The 17,413-nt window shown below is 61.5% G+C and carries 13 protein-coding genes; 8 read left to right on the top strand and 5 right to left on the bottom strand.

Features of this window, described 5'->3' with window-relative positions:
* Positions 1-33: 33 nt before the first annotated feature.
* The 3 genes from gspF to P0111_17610 all read right to left on the bottom strand — a co-directional run bounded on the left by gspF (position 34) and on the right by P0111_17610 (position 4,031).
* On the bottom strand, positions 34-1,272 hold the full coding sequence (gene gspF / locus P0111_17620) for a type II secretion system inner membrane protein GspF (protein MDF0645850.1): 1,239 nt from the start codon (positions 1,270-1,272) through the stop codon (positions 34-36).
* Entirely contained in the window at positions 1,272-3,002 is a 1,731-nt protein-coding gene (gene gspE / locus P0111_17615; GenBank protein ID MDF0645849.1) for a type II secretion system ATPase GspE, read from the bottom strand. The genes gspF and gspE overlap by 1 nt, the downstream gene beginning before the upstream one ends.
* A gap of 156 nt (positions 3,003-3,158) precedes the next feature.
* Complete coding sequence (locus P0111_17610; protein MDF0645848.1) at positions 3,159-4,031, bottom strand: hypothetical protein; 873 nt, start codon at positions 4,029-4,031, stop codon at positions 3,159-3,161.
* A gap of 21 nt (positions 4,032-4,052) precedes the next feature.
* Here P0111_17610 and P0111_17605 point away from each other — a divergent pair, with 21 nt between their 5' ends.
* The 4 genes from P0111_17605 to P0111_17590 all read left to right on the top strand — a co-directional run bounded on the left by P0111_17605 (position 4,053) and on the right by P0111_17590 (position 8,867).
* Complete coding sequence (locus P0111_17605) at positions 4,053-6,965, top strand: FAD-binding and (Fe-S)-binding domain-containing protein (GenBank protein ID MDF0645847.1); 2,913 nt, start codon at positions 4,053-4,055, stop codon at positions 6,963-6,965.
* Positions 6,962-7,201, top strand: a complete 240-nt coding sequence (locus tag P0111_17600; GenBank protein MDF0645846.1) for a hypothetical protein — start codon at positions 6,962-6,964, stop codon at positions 7,199-7,201. Before P0111_17605 ends, P0111_17600 begins: the two co-directional genes overlap by 4 nt.
* 95 nt (positions 7,202-7,296) lie before the next feature.
* Complete coding sequence (locus P0111_17595) at positions 7,297-7,575, top strand: hypothetical protein (protein ID MDF0645845.1); 279 nt, start codon at positions 7,297-7,299, stop codon at positions 7,573-7,575.
* A 38-nt stretch (positions 7,576-7,613) separates the two neighbouring features.
* Positions 7,614-8,867: a TCR/Tet family MFS transporter gene (locus P0111_17590; protein MDF0645844.1), complete on the top strand. Its 1,254-nt coding sequence runs from the start codon at positions 7,614-7,616 to the stop codon at positions 8,865-8,867.
* Here the strand turns inward: P0111_17590 and P0111_17585 are convergent.
* Both P0111_17585 and P0111_17580 read right to left on the bottom strand, forming a co-directional pair.
* Positions 8,831-9,868, bottom strand: a complete 1,038-nt coding sequence (locus P0111_17585) for a tetratricopeptide repeat protein (GenBank protein ID MDF0645843.1) — start codon at positions 9,866-9,868, stop codon at positions 8,831-8,833. The two genes, P0111_17590 and P0111_17585, sit on opposite strands and share 37 nt — an antisense overlap.
* 31 nt (positions 9,869-9,899) lie before the next feature.
* On the bottom strand, positions 9,900-10,757 hold the full coding sequence (locus P0111_17580; GenBank protein ID MDF0645842.1) for a transglycosylase SLT domain-containing protein: 858 nt from the start codon (positions 10,755-10,757) through the stop codon (positions 9,900-9,902).
* A 256-nt stretch (positions 10,758-11,013) separates the two neighbouring features.
* Between P0111_17580 and P0111_17575 the strand changes: the two genes are divergently transcribed.
* From P0111_17575 to P0111_17560, 4 genes are all read left to right on the top strand, one after another.
* Complete coding sequence (locus P0111_17575; GenBank protein MDF0645841.1) at positions 11,014-12,855, top strand: glycoside hydrolase family 15 protein; 1,842 nt, start codon at positions 11,014-11,016, stop codon at positions 12,853-12,855.
* Between the two features lie 41 nt (positions 12,856-12,896).
* Positions 12,897-13,640, top strand: coding sequence for a TVP38/TMEM64 family protein (locus tag P0111_17570; GenBank protein ID MDF0645840.1), 744 nt, complete (start codon positions 12,897-12,899; stop codon positions 13,638-13,640).
* Positions 13,637-14,911 carry a multiheme c-type cytochrome gene (locus tag P0111_17565; protein ID MDF0645839.1) on the top strand — a complete coding sequence of 425 codons (1,275 nt, stop codon included), beginning with the start codon at positions 13,637-13,639 and terminating at the stop codon, positions 14,909-14,911. Before P0111_17570 ends, P0111_17565 begins: the two co-directional genes overlap by 4 nt.
* A 385-nt stretch (positions 14,912-15,296) precedes the next feature.
* A complete protein-coding gene (locus tag P0111_17560; GenBank protein ID MDF0645838.1) occupies positions 15,297-17,180 on the top strand; it encodes a M48 family metallopeptidase in 1,884 nt (627 codons plus the stop codon).
* The last annotated feature ends 233 nt before the right edge of the window (positions 17,181-17,413 follow it).

Here is a 17,413-nt window from a genome sequence, read left to right as displayed (position 1 = left end):
TGACGTGATCGTTGTTGTCGGCTCTCGTCCGGCTCACCGTACCATTTGGCCCATCTCGAAGATCGGAAGCAAGATGGCGACGACGATGAAAAACACGAGAACGCCCATGATGAGGATCATGACCGGTTCAAGCAGCGAGGTAAAGCGCGTGATCACCCGGTCGACCTCGCCGTCGTAGATCTGTCCGATTCGTCGCAGCATCTCCTCCATCTCGCCGCTCCGTTCGCCGACGGCGATCATGTGGGTGACGAGCGACGGAAATTCGCCGCTTCGCTTCAGCGGCTCGGCGATGCTCTCCCCCTCTCGGATGTTCTGGCGCGCCTCTTCGACCGCGTGCTCGAGCACGCGGTTGTTCATGACCCTCCTGGAGACATCCATGGCTTCCAGCAGCTGGACGCCGCTTGCAAGCATCGTGGCGAGCGTGCTGGACAATCGGGAAATCGACACCATCCGCGCCACGTCGCCGATCAGCGGCAGCTTGAGGATGAGGCGGTCCGCCAGAATACGGCCGGTCTCCGTCCTCACGGTACGACGCACGGTCCACATCAGGACGACCGCGCTCCCGACCAGAACGGGCCAGTAATCCGCGCACCAGCGGCTGAGCGTCATCAGGACCACCGTCGGCCAGGGGAGCGTCTGTTTCAGGTTTGCGAAGACGGCCGTGATTTTCGGCACGACGAACGTCATAAGGAAAAACAGGACGGCCACGCCGACCAACAGCATCAGGGCGGGGTAGAGGATGGCATTCGTCACCTTGTGTTTGAGTGCGAGCTGTTTCTCCAGAAACTCCGCGAGCCGGAACAGGATCTGATCCAGCGCGCCGCTGGCTTCGCCGGCTCGGACCATGTGGACGTAGATCTGGGAGAACTCCCGCGGATAGCGTTCGAGGGCGACGCTGTAGGATTTGCCGCCGCGAATTTCCTCGCGAATGTCGGCCAGGATCGACTTGACGGACTTCTTGTCGGTTTGCTCAAGGAGGACGCCGAGGGCGTCGACGAGGGGCAGGCCCGCAACGAGCAGCGTGGCCAGTTGCCGAGTCATCATGGCGATGTCGCCGGGACCCAGCGCGGATCGGCCGCCTGCTGACGACGGCCTCGTCGATGCGTGAGAGGCGGACGGGGTTTGGCCGACGCCGCCCTGCTCCGACATCTCCGTGGGAAAAACTCCGTCCTTCCTCAGCTTGAGCCGGGCGACCTTGGGGCTTTCGGCGTCGATGATCCCGGTGGCCGATCCCCCGTCTTGCTTGTAGCCCCGGTATTGATAGACGGGCATTACACTTCCACTTCCTGCTGGGTCATGCGCAACACTTCTTCGGTGGTCGTAATGCCTTGAAAGATCCGGTCCCCGGCTTCGTCCTTGAGCAGGATCATGCCTTTGGCGAGAGCGGCTTGTCGGATCGCCGCTGCGTCCGCCTTGCTGCCGATGAGGCGTCGCACGTCGTCGTCCATCACGAGCAGTTCATGGATGCCGGTTCGTCCGCGGTAGCCGGTCTGGGAGCAGGCGGGACACCCGGCGCCTCGGAAGAACGTCGGTCGCTTCTTGCCCGGGACCACGCCGAGGCGGATCAACTCCTCGTCGTCGGGTTCATACGACTTCTTGCAGTCCGGGCAGATCTTGCGGATCAGCCGCTGGGCGAGCACGGCCACCACCGATGAGGCGACCAGAAACGGCTCGATCCCCATGTCGATCAGACGCGTCGCGGCGCTGGCCGCGTCGTTGGTATGCAGCGTGGAGAACACGAGATGGCCCGTCAACGACGCATGGATCGCAATCTCGGCCGTCTCACGATCCCGGATTTCTCCGATCATGATGACGTCGGGATCCTGACGCAAAATGGACCGGAGTCCGGCGGCGAACGTCAGATTGATCTTGGGATTGACCTGCATCTGTCCGATGCCGACCAACTGATACTCCACCGGATCTTCGACCGTGATGATGTTCTTGTCAGGCGCGTTGATTTCGCTCAAGGCGGCATACAGGGTGGTCGTCTTGCCGCTGCCGGTCGGTCCCGTGACGAGGATGATGCCGTGCGTCAGTTGAATGAGTTGTTGAATGGTGCGGAGCCGATCCTGGGCGAACCCCATTTCGGAGAGATTCAGAAGGCGATTCTCCTTTTCCAGCAACCGCAGCACGACCCGCTCGCCGTGCGAGGTCGGGAGCACCGACACGCGCAGATCGATATCTTTGCCGGCCGTGCGGATGGCGAAGCGTCCGTCCTGCGGCAGGCGCTTTTCAGCGATGTTCAGTCCGGCCATGATCTTCAGCCGCGCGATGATGCTCGACTGCAGATGTTTCGGAGGCGTCAGAACGGGATACAGCACGCCGTCGATCCGGTAGCGGACGACCAGGCCGCGCTCGAAGGATTCGAAGTGGATGTCGCTGGCTCTCTGCCTCGCCGCCTGAAACAACACGGAATTGACGAGGCGAATGATCGGTGCCTCGTCGGTGGCGTCCAGGAGGTCCTTCGGCTCGTCGATTGCATGGGCCAGCTGATCCAGATTCTCGCTGGCTGCGATGTCTTCCATGACCTGCTCGGCGCCGGTCGGACTGGCGATTTCGTCATAGACTCGGTTGAGACATCCCATGAGGGCGATGGCGGTCGTCAGCACCGGCTTGACCGGCCGACCCAGCAGGAGACGCAGATCGTCGAGGGCGGCGGTTTCCAGCGGGTCTATGGTCGCGACCAGAATGGCTCCCTCTTCGGCCTTGATCGGAAGCACGCGGTATCGCCGCGCAAAGTGGATCGGGACTTTCTTGATCCAGTCGTGCTCGATCTGAGCGGTGTCGAGATGGGGCAGCCACGGCAGCCCGAATTGCAGCGCAAGCGCCTGGAGCAGCTGGTCCTCCTCGATGGCGCGGAGGCGGATCAGCAGTTCCCCGAGCCGGCCGCCCTTGGTTTGCTGCAGGTTCAGCGCCTCCAGAAGCTTCGCCTCCGGGACGCCGAACTTGCCTTCCAGGATGCTCCCCAACAGCGGAGGGCCGTTTGATTCAGAAGAGGTCACAATTCCTCAACACTGTGCGCTGGATCGACAGATCGACGCATGGGCACATGAGCAGTGAACACGAGTAACGAAGCCCATCGAACACACTTCTGAGCCGATGCAAGGGGGCATCCCAGCGCGCCGGGTAGGTCGGACGGGCGGGTCACCGCCGTCCTGTCAGCGGATGTCGTACAGCAACGTCGCGCGCTGATTGTTACGCAGGACGTCCAGCTTGACCGTGCGCTCGTTGCGCAGCTGCTGAAAGAGCGTGAGCATGGTGGAGGGATCTCGAATCTCCACCCCGTTGACCTGCTTCAGCACGTCCCCGTGGCGCAGGCCGATTTTCTCATAAAAGCTCGACGGTGCAATATAGTCCATGCGGAATCCGCTCATGGCGCCGTTGGCCATCACGGGGACCGCCCGGGCCTGCGACAGCAATTTCGGTAGATCGCCGATCGCCTGGTCGACCTCTCGCCGGTCGAGTGTCTGCTTAATGGGGGCGCCCGGGACTGCCGGTGTCGATGCCGCCTGCGGCTTGGGCATCATCGGCGGCTGGTCCTCGCCGATGCTGAGCCCAAGGAATTCCTGCTGCTCGCCTTCACGGATCAACATCCCGTCGCGACGAATTTCCGCTACTTCCCCGATATTCGGTACCTGATCATGCAAACGGAAAAACAGTTGTTGCCTGCTGGCGATCATCTCGACAATGGCCGAAATGCCGCCCTGATCACCGATCACGACGCCCAGCAGCTTCATCTTCGACGCCAAGTTGAGCGGCTGCTGGACCACCCTTGCGCCGCCGCCCGGCGTCCCATCCGGTGCAGTGCTGACCGGGTCCGGCGGCAACGGGAACAGCCCGCTGGTTCGTACGTGGTTCGCCAGGGACGCGCCCGACTGATTCGTCGATGGGTCGACGGCGTCGGCGGTTCGAGGGATCGCCACACCGGCCGGCACAAGCAGCGCCTCGGCTACCACCGCATTGACGGTGTGAGCGACCAGGAAGGCCGCCACCATCATATAGACTCCGATCACAGTCCGGCGCACCGTCATTGTTATGAACTCACTCCGAATGTGCGCCTGAACCTCAACCTCAACCTGAACCTTCTTGAATTGCTGGCGGTCATTTTCGACATCCTGTTACAATGCGCGGTCATGCCGTTGATCCTGCCCGAAAAATCCCGAGCCGTCGCCGATGATCTGCGTCGTCTTTTGGGATCGTCCGCCGTCAAAGACGACGCAGCCACCAAGACGGCGTACGCCGTGGATGCCAGCATGTACCGGATGATACCACAGGCCGTTGCGCTGGTGGAAACCGAATCCCATATCCAGTCCGTCATTCGCTATGCCGTACCGCGGGGCATTCCGGTGACCGCGAGGGCGGCCGGGACCAATCTCACCGGTTCCGCCATCGGGTCGGGGATCATTCTCGACGTCTCGCGCATGCACCGCATTCTCGAGATCAATCGCGAGGAGCGCTGGGCCAGGGTGCAGCCGGGAATTGTCCTGGCGGAACTCAACAAGCAACTCGCCCGTCAGGGACTGCTCTTCGGCCCCGATCCATCGAGCGGAGACATGTGCAAGCTCGGCGGGATGCTCGCGAATAATTCGGCCGGTCCTCATACTCTCCGGTACGGGTCGGTCAAGGACAATGTACGGGCGCTGCGCGTCTGTCTCCAATCCGGAGACTGGCTCGATGCGCGCGACTATGCGATCGACGATCCGACCCTGTCCGGACTGCTGGCCGCGCATCGCCCGGTCGGCGACACCTGGTCGTTGATCCGGAGCCATGCCGACCTGCTGGTACGTGCGCGTCCGGCCGTCAGCAAGAACAGTTGCGGCTATAACCTCTTCGGAGTTGCCGACGGGCTGGCCCGCGGGCGGTGCGATCTGCCGAAGCTTTTCGTCGGGAGCGAAGGGACGTTGGGCGTCTTCAGCGAAGCCACGATCGATCTGGTCGACAAGCCGCGCGCAACCCTCACGGCCCTGATCCATTTCAAACGATTGGAGGACGTGGGGGAGGCGGTGCCGAAGCTGCTTGAACTCGCGCCCAGCGCGTTGGAAGTCATGGATGCCAACACACTCGATTTGATCGGGCGCTCAAAACACGGCATTCCCGCCGATGCAGCTGCGACGTTGTTGGCCGAATTCGATGCGCAGGATGGTGCGGCCGACCTGCGCGATGGCGCGGAGCGCATGGCGACGGTGTGCCGCGGGTATCCCCTGGCCTCCGCCATCGCCATCGCCTATGATCAAGAGCGCCGGGACGAGCTGTGGAAGGCGCGCAAGGCTCTCTATCCGACGCTCTATCGGTTTGACCCGCACAAGAAGCCGATCAATTTCGTGGACGATGTCGTGGTGCGCGCGGACCGTATCAGCGAGTTGATCCGCTACCTTGAGGAGTTCTTTCACGGCCAGCGCGTTCCGGTGGCGATCTTCGGCCACATCGGCAACGGCAACGCCCATATCGTTCCCCTCCTGGACGTGAACGACGAGGGAGATTTCGAGAAGATGGTGCGGGGCTATCATGAGATCCATCAGACCGTCCTCGACCGGTTCAACGGCTCGATTTGCGGCGAGCATGGCGACGGACGGGTGAGGGCCGAGTTCGTCCGCGCGATGTTCGGGCCGGAACTCTACGATCTCTTCGTGCGGGTGAAACGGAGCTTCGATCCGGCCGGAACGCTCAATCCCGGCGTCAAGATCAGCGATCGCCCCTTTACCGACCACATCGACTACACCAGACTGTCGAAGCCCTGCGCCACCTGCGCCAAGTGCAACGCCGTCTGTCCGGTGTACGATGTGTTCCGCTCCGAGGACATGAGCTCGCGGGGCTGGTTCGAGATCCTGACGGACAAAAATTATTCCTACGACGACTCGAAGCGGGTGGTCGAGGCCTGTCTCAACTGCAAGTCCTGCCGCACCGCCTGTCCGGCCGGGGTGGACGTCTCGCAATTGATCCTCGACCGGCGCGCCGAACGTCCGAACAAGCCGGCTGGACGCATCTTCGCGTTGCACGCCCGACCGGAGAAGTTTGCCCGGTATCTGCGAATCCTGGCCAGGCTGCAGCCGCTGTGGGACCGGCCGATCGTCCGGAGAATTCTGGACGCCGCGACCAGGCCGATCATGCGCCGGCTGGCCGACAAGGCCAGACTCTCGGCCGACGTGGCGCTGCCTAAGCTCGCCACTCGGCAGTTGCGCGAACGCCATGCGGATCTTATTCCGAAGCCGGGGGGGACCCGGTCCACCGTTGCCTACTTTCATGGCTGCGCCGCCAATTATTTCGATGATGGAGTCGGGGATGCCGTCATCGCCGTGCTGCGGCGGCACGGCGTCAACCCGGACCTGCCGCCTCAGCGCTGTTCGGGGACCCCGATCGAGACCTACGGCCATCGCGATCTCGCCAAGGAAGGCGCGCGGGTGAATCTGCGTGCCTTGGCTGGGTACGACACGGTCGTGACCGGCTGCGCGTCCTGCACGTTGATGCTTAAGGACTACCCCACATGGTTCGCCGGCGAAGCGGAACAAGCGGCGGCTGAGGCTTTGGCTCGTCGTGTGCGGCACATCTCGGAGTTCGTGGCACAGTCCCCGGTCAAGCCGAAGGCTGCGCCGACAAGCCCGGGCAGACGACGGGTGGGGTATCACTCGTCCTGTCATTTGCGCGCGGCGGGCGTGACGAAAGAGCCTCGTGCCCTGCTGGCGGCGCTGCCCGGCGTCGACTACGTCGAGATGCCCGACGCCGACCGGTGCGCCGGCGGAGCCGGGACGTATCTGGTGAAGGACTTCGAAACGTCCCAGCGCATCGTGGAGCGAAAGCAGCGCGCCGTTGAGCAGAGCGGGGTGGAGCTGGTGGCGACGAGCTGCCCAGCCTGCATGATTCAGCTGCGGACCGGGTTGCGCGGGGCGGCAGAGGTCAAGCACGTGGCCCAGGTGCTCCAGGACGCCTATGAAGCCGCCGATCGTTCGCCGCAGGAGAGCGGGGCATGAGGCTGCGCAAGGTGGATTGGATCTTCGCGGCTGCGGCTCTGGCGGTTGTCGCCGGTGTGTCGCTGCTGCCGGCGCCGAGGGACCGCAACCCTCGAATTCCCGAGAATACCGAACACCAAGCCGTCACGGTCGAGAAGAATTGTGTGGGGTGTCACCGGGCAGACGGCGCCAGGCCGGTTCCGGCCCGCCATCCCAAGCGACAGGACTGCCTGCGTTGTCATGCGCGCGGAGCCTGATGCGGCGGCCCCGCGGGCGAAGTGCCGGGTCCTGATGGCCGGGTCGCGAGGCGAAACGAGAGTGCGGCTATGGAGCCGAGACGAGGTCGAACGACATGGTGAAAGTATTGGTATTCGGGCTGACGCTGCGTGATGCCGTCGGCGAGCATGAAATCGAAGTCGAATGTCCAGGCCCCACCACGGTGAGGAAACTCGTCGAGGTCAACCAGGGCACGCTCGGCGCCCTGGCCCAGTTCATGGCCAACCGGGAGGTGTTGATCACCGTCAACAAGAAGGTGAGCACGGAAGAAAGCGCGGTTAGAGACGGCGATGTCGTGAAACTGTCCTATCAATCCAGAGCGTCGTACGACGGCACGCGAGATATCCCAACCTGATCCGGTACGGCCGCTCCTCTCGATGCCGGACCGCGTTCATGACGCCCTCATCCATGCCGATAGGACCCAGACCAGCCGCAGTGGTCTTCATCCTCGTCACCGTCCTGTTGGACGTCCTCTCATTCGGCATCGTCATTCCCGTCCTGCCCGTGCTGGTGGAGCGATTCACATCCGGCGACACGGCTCGGGCGGCGGAAGTCTATGGCTTGATGGGCACGACCTGGGCGCTCATGCAGTTCGTCTGCTCGCCGATTCAAGGAGCCCTCTCCGACCGATTCGGGCGGCGTCCAGTGGTGCTGCTGTCGAACGTCGGACTGGGTATGGACTACATCCTCATGGCCCTTGCTCCCGATATCACCTGGCTGTTCCTCGGCCGGGTACTGTCGGGCATGGCGTCGTCCAGCTTCAGCACCGCGGGGGCCTACATCGCAGACGTCACGGCGGTCGGGCAGCGGGCGGCCGCCTTCGGTCAGATGGGAGTGGCGTTCGGTCTGGGGTTCGTGCTGGGCCCCGCGGTCGGCGGACTGCTCGGCGCTGTCGATCCGCGGGTGCCGTTCTGGGGAGCGGCGGGGACCAGCGCGGTCAACGCCTGCTACGGATATTTCGTCCTGCCGGAATCGCTTCACCCGGAGCAGCGCCGCGCCTTTGCATGGAAGCGGGCGAATCCGATCGGCGCCCTGGCGTTGCTCCGATCCCACCGGGAACTCTTTGGACTCGCCTTGGCGAATTTTCTCATGAATCTCGCACATGTGGTCCTGCCGAGCGTCACGGTATTGTACTTGGGGTACAAGTTCGGATGGGACAGCACCGCGGTCGGACTCACCCTCGCCGCTGTGGGCGCCTCCGCCATGGTCGTCCAAGGCGTTCTCGTGGGCCCGGTCACCCGGGCATATGGGGAGCCGCGGGCCGTACGAGCCGGATTAGTCTGCGGCGCGCTGGGATTTTCCATCTATGCCCTGGCGCCGCGCGGCTGGGTGTATTGTCTCGGCATCCCGATCATGGCCTTCTGGGGGTTGGCCGGCCCGGCTATCCAATCCTTGATGACGAGGAGAGTCGGTCACATGGAGCAGGGGCGGTTGCAAGGGGCCATCGCGAGCTTGATCGGCATTGCCGGTTTGGTCGGACCCGGCTTGTTCACGCAAACGTTCGCGTACTTCATCAGCCCGGCGGCGAAGTGGCATCTTCCGGGAGCCCCGTTCCTCCTTGCCTCATGCCTGCTGCTGCTTGCCATGACGATTGCCTGGGCGGCGACGAATCAGCGGGAAGCATCCGGTGAGCCACCGGACGCCTGAGCGTCGGCATGACCGACTCCTTCCGTGCGGCGAGTCGCGCTTGCCATGCCGTGTACGACGATCTGACGATGGCGATAGATCGAGATGGCGCGCTGCTCGGCGGCCTCCGCTTCTGCCGCTTCCTCCGTTTGGCGGTAGAGATCGGCCAGGAGCGACAGAGCTTTTGCCTCCGTGAGCGGATCGCGGAGAGTCTGGGAAAGTAAGATCGCCTGCTTGCTCGACTCAAGGGCCTCCTTCACCCGGCCTCCGGCACTATCCAAATAGGCAAGCCGCAGGCGAAGGGAGGCCTCGATCGCCATATTGCGTTCCGCCTGGGCCAACCGGAGGCTCGTTTCGTAATAAGCCCGGGCTTCCGATTCCCGATCGAGAAGCCACTGGGCGTCGCCCAGCGCCACGGTCGCCGCAAGTTGCTGGGCCGGATCCTGGCTCGCACGGGCATTTTCCAATGCTTGCTGTAGCAGCGTCATGCCCGGTTCGGCCGAGCCGTCGGCGACCTCCAGCAGCCCCAGTTGAATCCCCGCCTCCTGTATGCCCCGACGGTCCTTCGCGCGGTCGAAGAGCGTGGTCGCTTGTCGTAACGAGTCGCGCGCGACGTCGATCTGTCCGAGACCGGCGGCGATCCGCCCCATGGCCAACAAGGCCCTCGCATGGGCAAGCCGATCGACCGATCGCGCATAGATCGAGACGGCTTCCTGAAGCTCGATATAGGCCTCCTGCATCTTGCCTTGCCGCTCATGGACCAGGGCGATTTTGACCAGAGCGGCTGCGACGCCGCGCGGCTGCTTGGCCTTCCGGAATTGCGTCAAGGCCAGCTGGTAATAGGTCAGCGTTTCTCGGAAGTGGTGCTGGTGGTCGTGGATTTCTCCAATTCGGAGCAGCTCGTCCCCCGTCAACTGGCCGGCGGAGGACACAAGCTGAATGGGCGGGGACTGAATCGGCTCCCATCCGGAAAGTCCGGCCGACAGGAGAAACCCCAAGAGAGGCCAGCCGGCGACAGGCATGTGAAAAGCATGCGCTTCAAGGATTGGAAGGTCAAGCGGTCGGCTCCGGAACGAGAGACGTTCGGTTCCGCGATGCCGATGATGCCATAGCTGACGGAGCGCTCCGCGCCGCCGTGCCGGCCGCCAGCTTCGCGAATTCGCGCATCAAGATCGTGACGCGTGCCACGTAACGGCGGACCTCATGGTCGCCGCACCGCTGTCTGGACGCCAACCGGAACCCACGGGTGACGAATTCACGACCCGCGCCGGCTCCGCAGAGATGAATCACGGCGGCGAGCTCCTGTTTTTTTCGCAGCGATACTGCGGCGAGGCGACGGGGTCCCAGGCTTTGGGCCACGCGACGGTCCAGGAGCGCGGCGGTCATCTCGATCGCGTGACTCGGCAACACGCGCATGTAGAGACCGTTAAACCAGCACGAACGGAGATCGTGCCAAGGCCCTTCTTCGGCGACGTGATGCTCGTGGATGCAATAGCGTTTCGCCTCCTGGAAGGTTCCATCGGTGATCTGATAGAGGCCGACGGCGCTCGACGCCGGACGATACACACCGAATGGATTCCAAGTCAGACGCCATCGCCAGTATGTGCGGGCCACGGGGTTGCCTCCGCTTTCCAGCTGCGCCAGCGCCGCGAGAAATTCCGGGCTGATGACGGCCGTCGAATGTTCCACGAAGAGCGGCTGGTATTGCCGCCAGGTGTCGGCGGGATTCTTGTCCAGCGAGTCGTCCAGCGGAAAGAACAGTTCAGTCGGTTTGTGGATGGCGTGATAGGTCCAGTTTACGGTGGACCAGATCAAGAGGAGCAGGACTCCCCCCACGATCAGGCGGAACGGGAACGGGGAGGCGGCCAGGGCCGCCCTCATCAACTGGAATTCGTCCCATCGTGCTCGCACGAAGCGGCGGACCCATGCCAGCTTCCTTCGATGACCGCTTCCTCGCCCGTAAGCCTTCGTGGCGGAGCGCCGGTTTGGTCTGGCGGACATGGCCACACTATACCCCGAATCGTCGGAGAGAGAATGAATGCCGGCGCCGGCGGTTCAGAGTCGCCTCTTCCGCGAAACCGGGGGTTGCTATTGCGTTCCCCGACAGTCCAGGATGGGCCCGGAAACGAGCCAATCGGTTCGAACGCATAAGGAGTTGAACACTCACATGGCCTATCAACCGATCGAACACTACGGCATCATCGGCAACATGCACACGGCGGCCCTCATCAGCACGAACGGTTCCATCGATTGGCTCTGCATGCCGTCGTTCGATTCTCCGAGCGTATTTGCCGCCATCTTGGACGATGGAAAAGGCGGGCGGTTCGAAATCACTCCGAACGATTCGGCCGTGCGGACCAAGCAGTTCTACTGGCCGGAAACCAATGTCTTGGTGACCCGCTTTCTCTCGCCGAACGGCATCGGGGAGATCGAGGATTTCATGCCGGTCGGCTTGCCGCCGGAGTCGCCCTGGCACGATCAACTGGTCCGTCGCGTGAAGGTGGCGCGCGGGGCGCTCGCGTTCCGGGTGGCATGCCGGCCGGCCCTGGACTATGCGCGTGCGGCACACCGAACGGTGATCGGCGAACATGGCGCGGTCTTCGAAGGAAGCCCGTTGAGTCTCGGCTTGTCGAGCAGCGTACCCCTTCAGGCGCTCGACGACGCGGCCGCCGCGACGTTTGTCCTCCAGGAAGGGCAGGAAACGGTCTTCGTGCTGCATCGGTTGCAGCCGGGCGAAGCCTGCCGGCGAGGTCCCTCCGCCGCCGAAATCCAGCAGGTCTTCGATCACACGGTGGAGTACTGGCATCGGTGGCTCTCAAAGTGCACGTATGCCGGGCGCTGGCGCGAAATGGTCTACCGCTCGGCCCTGACCCTGAAGTTGATGACCTACGAGCCTACCGGGGCCATCGTGGCGGCGCCGACCTGCAGCCTGCCCGAAACGCTCGGCGGGGAACGGAACTGGGACTATCGGTACACGTGGATTCGCGACGCCGCTTTCACCGTCTATGGATTGCTCCGGATCGGCTTCACCGAAGAGGCGCATGCCTTCATGCGATGGCTGGAAGCCAGGGTAGGGGAGATCGAGCCCGATGGGTCGCTCCAAATCGTCTACGGCATCGACGGACGCCATGATCTCAAGGAAGAGGTGCTGGGGCATCTCGACGGGTACCGAGGCTCAAGGCCGGTCCGGATCGGGAACGGGGCGTATCAGCAGCTACAACTGGATATCTACGGCGAATTGTTCGACTGCCTCTACCTCTACAACAAGTACGTCATGCCCATCGGGTTCGACGCCTGGTTGCGCATTCGCCGGCGTCTCAATTGGCTGTGCGACAACTGGCAGCAGCCCGACGAGGGCATCTGGGAGGTCCGCGGCGGCCGGCGGCATTTCGTCTATTCAAAACTGATGTGCTGGGTCGCGATGGATCGGGGGCTGCGGCTCGCGGGCAAGCGCTCGTTTCCCGCCGACCAGGAGCGTTGGCTGCAGGTGCGCGACCAGATCTACGAAGAGATCATGTCGAAAGGGTGGAGTCGAGAACGCCAGGCCTTCGTGCAATATTACGGCGGTGATGCCCTCGACGCGTCGAATCTCATCATGCCGCTGGTGTTTTTCATGGCCCCCAACGACCCCCGCATGCTGAGTACGCTGAAGGCGATCAATCGTTCTCCGAAAGACGGGGGGTTGGTCTCCGACGGTCTCGTGTATCGGTACGACAGCGAGACTGGAACAGATGGTCTCCAAGGACGGGAAGGGACCTTTACGATGTGCTCGTTTTGGCTCGTCGAAGCGTTGACCAGGGCCGGCCGCTTCGACCCTTCGAAACTGACGGAGGCTCGGCAGCTGTTCGAGCGGATGCTGGGGCATGCCAACCATGTCGGTCTGTATGCCGAAGAAATCGGCGACAGCGGAGAGGCGCTCGGCAACTTTCCGCAAGCCTTCACGCACATCGCGTTGATCAGCGCCGCGTTCAATCTGGACCGGGCCTTGGACGGTGGTCGCCACGGTTGAGGGGTAGAAGGCCCTGTGACAACGATCCGGAGAGCATCGCGATGCCTGTCGAAAAAGAGGTGACGAGTCCTAGCGCGCCCGTATCGACGTCGATCACGGGCAAGGTCCTCCTTGCGGGGCTCTTCTTGGTCGCGATCAGCGCCTTTTACCTGTTCGATCTGAAAACCTATCTCTCGCTCGACCTGCTCAAAGCCAATCGAGACCGGCTGCTTGCGTTCACGGAGAAGCACTACGTCACGGCCGTGGTGCTGTTCATCCTGACCTACATCGCACAGACGGCGTTCTCGCTGCCCGGCGCGACGCTCATGACGCTCACCGGAGGTTTTCTCTTCGACAGTGTGCCGGCGGCGCTCTATGTCAACATCGGAGCCACGATCGGGGCGACGCTGGCTTTTCTGTCCGCGCGCTATCTGCTGCGCGATTGGGTCGAGCGGCGGTTCGGGCATCGGCTTGGAGCATTCCAGGAAGGGTTTGCACGGAATGCGTTCACCTATCTGCTGACTCTACGGCTGATTCCGCTCTTCCCGTTCTTTCTGGTGAACCTCTTGTCCGGTCTCACGCGGGTCAGCGCTCTTACCTATGTCGCTGCGACGGCTCTCGGCATCATTCCCGGCAGCCTGGTCTACACCTTTGCCGGACGGCAGTTGGGCACCATCAATTCGCTCGGTGAGCTGGCGTCCCCGCGCTTGCTGCTGGCGTTCACCGCGCTGGGGCTGCTCTTCCTGATGCCGATTGCCTACAAGCAATTGATTCAGACGTCGCCCGGCCGGAGGCGGGACACGTGAAGAAGTCCCTCACGGTCAAGCTCACGCTCGGTGCGGGGATGCTGGCAGGTCTCGTCTACCTCTACTACACGGAGGTGAAGCCGACGGTCATCTTCGGATTGCGCTCGGACTACGCGCATGCCATCCCATACCAAACGATTCCGAAAGGACTGACCAGCCTCAAGGCTGAGTCCTGCGGGACGTGCCATACCGAGATCTACAATGAATGGAAAACCAGTATCCATTCGTATGCCTACCGTGACCCCTTCTTTCAGGCCTATTGGACCAAGGACAAGCATGTGTGGGTCTGTCTCAATTGCCACTCACCCCTGGAAAATCAGCAGCCGACCTTGATCAAGGAGATTCCGCGCGAGCGGGTCGAAAAAGCCGTTCAGGAACTGAACCGGAACTACGACCCGGAATATCAGCAGGAAGGGGTGACGTGCGCCGCCTGCCACGTCCGGGATGGGGTGATTCTAGGTCCCTACGAAGACTCCGCGGCACCGCATCCGACCAAGTTTGATCCGAACTTCAGGACATCGCAGCTCTGTTATCGCTGTCACAACGTGCAGTCCGGTCCGGCGCAGTTTTACAACGTCGGGCCCTGCGGGACTTATGCGGAGTACGAGGGCAGGTATTTCATGAAAGAGCGGGGATTCATCTGTCAAAGCTGCCACATGCCTGAGATCATCAGGCCGATGGCGGCCGACAGTCCCCTCAGACACGGACGCCAGCATCTCTGGCGCGGTGGGCACGATCCTGCAATGGTCAAACGCGCCGTGGCTGTTCAGGTCACGGCTGAACCGCTGCAACCCAAACCGGGGGAAGACGTGCGGGTCACGCTGACGTTGGTCAACGCCGGGGCCGGCCATAAGCTCCCGACCGGCGACCCGGACCGGCACTTCACCGTCCAGTTCACCGTGACGGATCTCCAGGGCAAGGTGGTCAAGGAACAGCGCGAGACGATGGGGCGCTGGATCATGTGGCAACCGGCGATCGTGGAACTCTATGACAATCGTCTCCTGCCGCTGGCCAGCCGTGAGTATTCGTTTGCATACCGGGTGCCGAAGGCGCCGGCCGGATTCAAGCTGAAGGCGACGGTGCGCTACCACATCCAAAGCGAGCGGCAGCACCGCATGCTCGTCGAAGAGTTCGGACTCACGGCCGACGATCCGTACTATTTCACGGTCTATGAGCGGGAGGTTCCGCTCGCCGCCAACCTCGCCGAGGCCTTCAAGGAAGAATCGAAGTCAGCCCATCAACTTGCCTGCGCGGCTCCGGCCAACGGATAAGCTTCCTACGGTATCACCGCGAGACGCCGACCTTCCTCAATTGGTACATGACTTTCTACAAACATGTGAGGAAAGCGTGGTGGTTGCCGCAGACGGAGAATCTTGCTTTAAGCATGCCGAGCCGTACCTCTATGGATTCAGTATTGGATCGCATTAGCTGACAGGAAAAGGTCGAATTCTCTCTTCACGACAACCTGAAGCTCGTCGAAGGATTCTGCATTAATCTTCAGCAAAATTGTGAGGTTGTCTTCAGACAGAATTTCCGATACCGAAGAGACCAGCCCTTGGTATATCGCTTGCTGCACCTCTAGATTGGCAGCACGGTGAAGCGGGTGGAAGATTCAGCCCGGCATAGGAAAGGAAAGCGGTTTTCGACACTCTTTTCATGCCACAAGCGGTCACCACTATGACTATCACTGAGCAACGTCACCGCTTCGAGGATTCTATCCGACAGGCCGAACGTCTGATGGAGACCAATCCGCGCCTCTACCGTGTGAAATTGGCCGCTCTGGCGGTCCTTGGATACGCTGTGCTCTTCGGTATGCTGCTTCTACTGTTGGGAATCGTTGCAGTTGCCGTTTGGGCAGCTATTGCTGGGCATGTGTGGTGGGTCCTGGTGAAGACCAAACTTGTCTTTGTCCTGTTGGTGATCGTCTATGTCATTACGCGGGCACTATGGGTACAAATGAGTGATCCCATAGGCTATGAACTGACGTCACACCAGTACCCTCGGCTGTTTGTGGAAGCGGATGTACTTCGACAACAGGTGAAAGCACCCAGGATTCATCGCATCGTCCTCACGAATGATTTTAACGCTGGAATCGCTCAGGTCCCTCGCTTAGGAGTATTCGGCTGGCCACGAAACACGCTGATTGTCGGGCTTCAGCTGTTGCTCGGTCTCCCGCCTGAAGAAGCGCGGGCCGTCCTTGCCCACGAGATGGGACACCTGTCAGGACGACACGGTCGGTTTAGCGGATGGATATATCGGGTGAGGCTCTCATGGTACCGAATCATGAGCGCTTTTAGTCAAACACAGCATTGGGCAGCTCGAATCCTAGCTCGGTTCTTTGAATGGTATGCGCCGTACTTCAATGCGTACAGCTTCGCCTTGGCACGTACGAATGAGTATCAAGCGGACATGATTGCCGCTGAGCTGACGACACGGCACACGATAGCTACAGCGTTGGTGAATACAGGTGTCCGACCAATAGTGAACGATCGATATTATTGGAAACCCTTGTTAGCCCGTATGGATCGTGAACCAATCGCCCCAACAGATCCGATGAGCGGCTTGGAACAATTTGAGACGAGTGATCGATCAAACTCTTCCGCGTGGGCTGAAGCGTTTGGTCAAGTGATGGCACAGGAGACTGGTTACGCTGATACTCATCCATCTCTACGTGATCGTTTGAGAGCCCTTGCGGAAAATCCTCTGCCGATGAGTCGATCATCCAGCAAGACGGCGGCTCATGAATGGCTGGGTGCCAATCTTCAGAAGGTGCTTAGAGATTTTGACCAGATGTGGCTCAAGGAGAACTCAGCTGGGTGGAAACAGCGCTACGAGCAAGTTGCTGAAATGCGGAAGCAGCTGGAAGGACTACGAGCAAAACCAGAAGACCTCCTGACGAAGGAGGAAAGTTGGAACCTTGCGGCATGGACGGAAGCATTCGATCCTACGGCTGATCCCTTGCCGCTGTATCGCAAGTTTAATGAAGTCTACCCACAAGAGCGTGCGACCGATCTGGCCATCGGACGTCTCTTGCTTCAGCGTGACGATCCCGGCGGACTCACGTATCTCGATAAGATTGCCTCTGACGCCGGCCTTGGCGTTCTGGCCAGTCAGGTCGCCTATACGTACGCCTTGCGCATCGGAGACACGCTACTGGCGAAAAAATGGCGTCTTCGCGGCGAACAGCAGGTGGATCTGCAGGTAGCGATTCAGCGGGAATGCCAATCTCTGCCCACCCGACAAGATCTGATTCCTACGGCACTAGGGGAAGAACCCATGGCTCGACTGTGCAGCCGGCTCGCAAATGTCAAGGGAGCAATGGGCGTGTGGATCTGCGAGAGGAGATTGCGGAGCGCCCCAACTCAGCGGGCATTCCTCTTGGCTGCTGAGCCTACTAGTCGCTTGATGAACGAGAAGGAGCTACTAACCAGTCTATGCCGAGCTGCGGAATTGCCTGGTCAGACGTTTGCGGTATCGAATAGAGGGAACACCAAGCCTCTTGCCCAACTCATTATCGATGTTGGTACCAAGGTATTCTGAAGTTTACGTATCTGCCTCGGGTAACCGAAATTGAGAGCATCAACGCGTCAGAAGGGGAACAGAAACCGGTCGCGAGAGACCGAAGAGCAGGATGTCAGCCCCCCGCTGCCGGTCTGGCGAACTGACGTTTCATCACGTTCATCTTCGCAAGATAGGCTTTGACGTCATGGCCGCCGCAGTGCTTCGTCGAGGCACAGCTCGACTCGCGCGGGGATGCGAGCGAGATCTCATGA

The sequence above is a fragment of the Nitrospira sp. genome (genome assembly GCA_029194535.1).
GTDB lineage: Bacteria > Nitrospirota > Nitrospiria > Nitrospirales > Nitrospiraceae > Nitrospira_C.
Note: the sequence above shows the minus strand (reverse complement) of the source record. Positions and strands in the feature narration are given on the sequence as shown.

Excerpts from the sequence above, each read along its gene's own strand:
- P0111_17600 (MDF0645846.1), top strand. The coding sequence starts at position 6,962 with ATGAGGCTGCGCAAGGTGGATTGGATCTTCGCGGCTGCGGCTCTGGCG.
- P0111_17590 (MDF0645844.1), top strand. The coding sequence starts at position 7,614 with ATGACGCCCTCATCCATGCCGATAGGACCCAGACCAGCCGCAGTGGTC.
- gspF (MDF0645850.1), bottom strand. The coding sequence starts at position 1,272 with ATGCCCGTCTATCAATACCGGGGCTACAAGCAAGACGGGGGATCGGCC.
- P0111_17560 (MDF0645838.1), top strand. The coding sequence starts at position 15,297 with ATGCCACAAGCGGTCACCACTATGACTATCACTGAGCAACGTCACCGC.
- P0111_17575 (MDF0645841.1), top strand. The coding sequence starts at position 11,014 with ATGGCCTATCAACCGATCGAACACTACGGCATCATCGGCAACATGCAC.
- P0111_17570 (MDF0645840.1), top strand. The coding sequence starts at position 12,897 with ATGCCTGTCGAAAAAGAGGTGACGAGTCCTAGCGCGCCCGTATCGACG.
- P0111_17585 (MDF0645843.1), bottom strand. The coding sequence starts at position 9,868 with ATGCCTGTCGCCGGCTGGCCTCTCTTGGGGTTTCTCCTGTCGGCCGGA.
- P0111_17595 (MDF0645845.1), top strand. The coding sequence starts at position 7,297 with ATGGTGAAAGTATTGGTATTCGGGCTGACGCTGCGTGATGCCGTCGGC.
- P0111_17610 (MDF0645848.1), bottom strand. The coding sequence starts at position 4,031 with ATGACGGTGCGCCGGACTGTGATCGGAGTCTATATGATGGTGGCGGCC.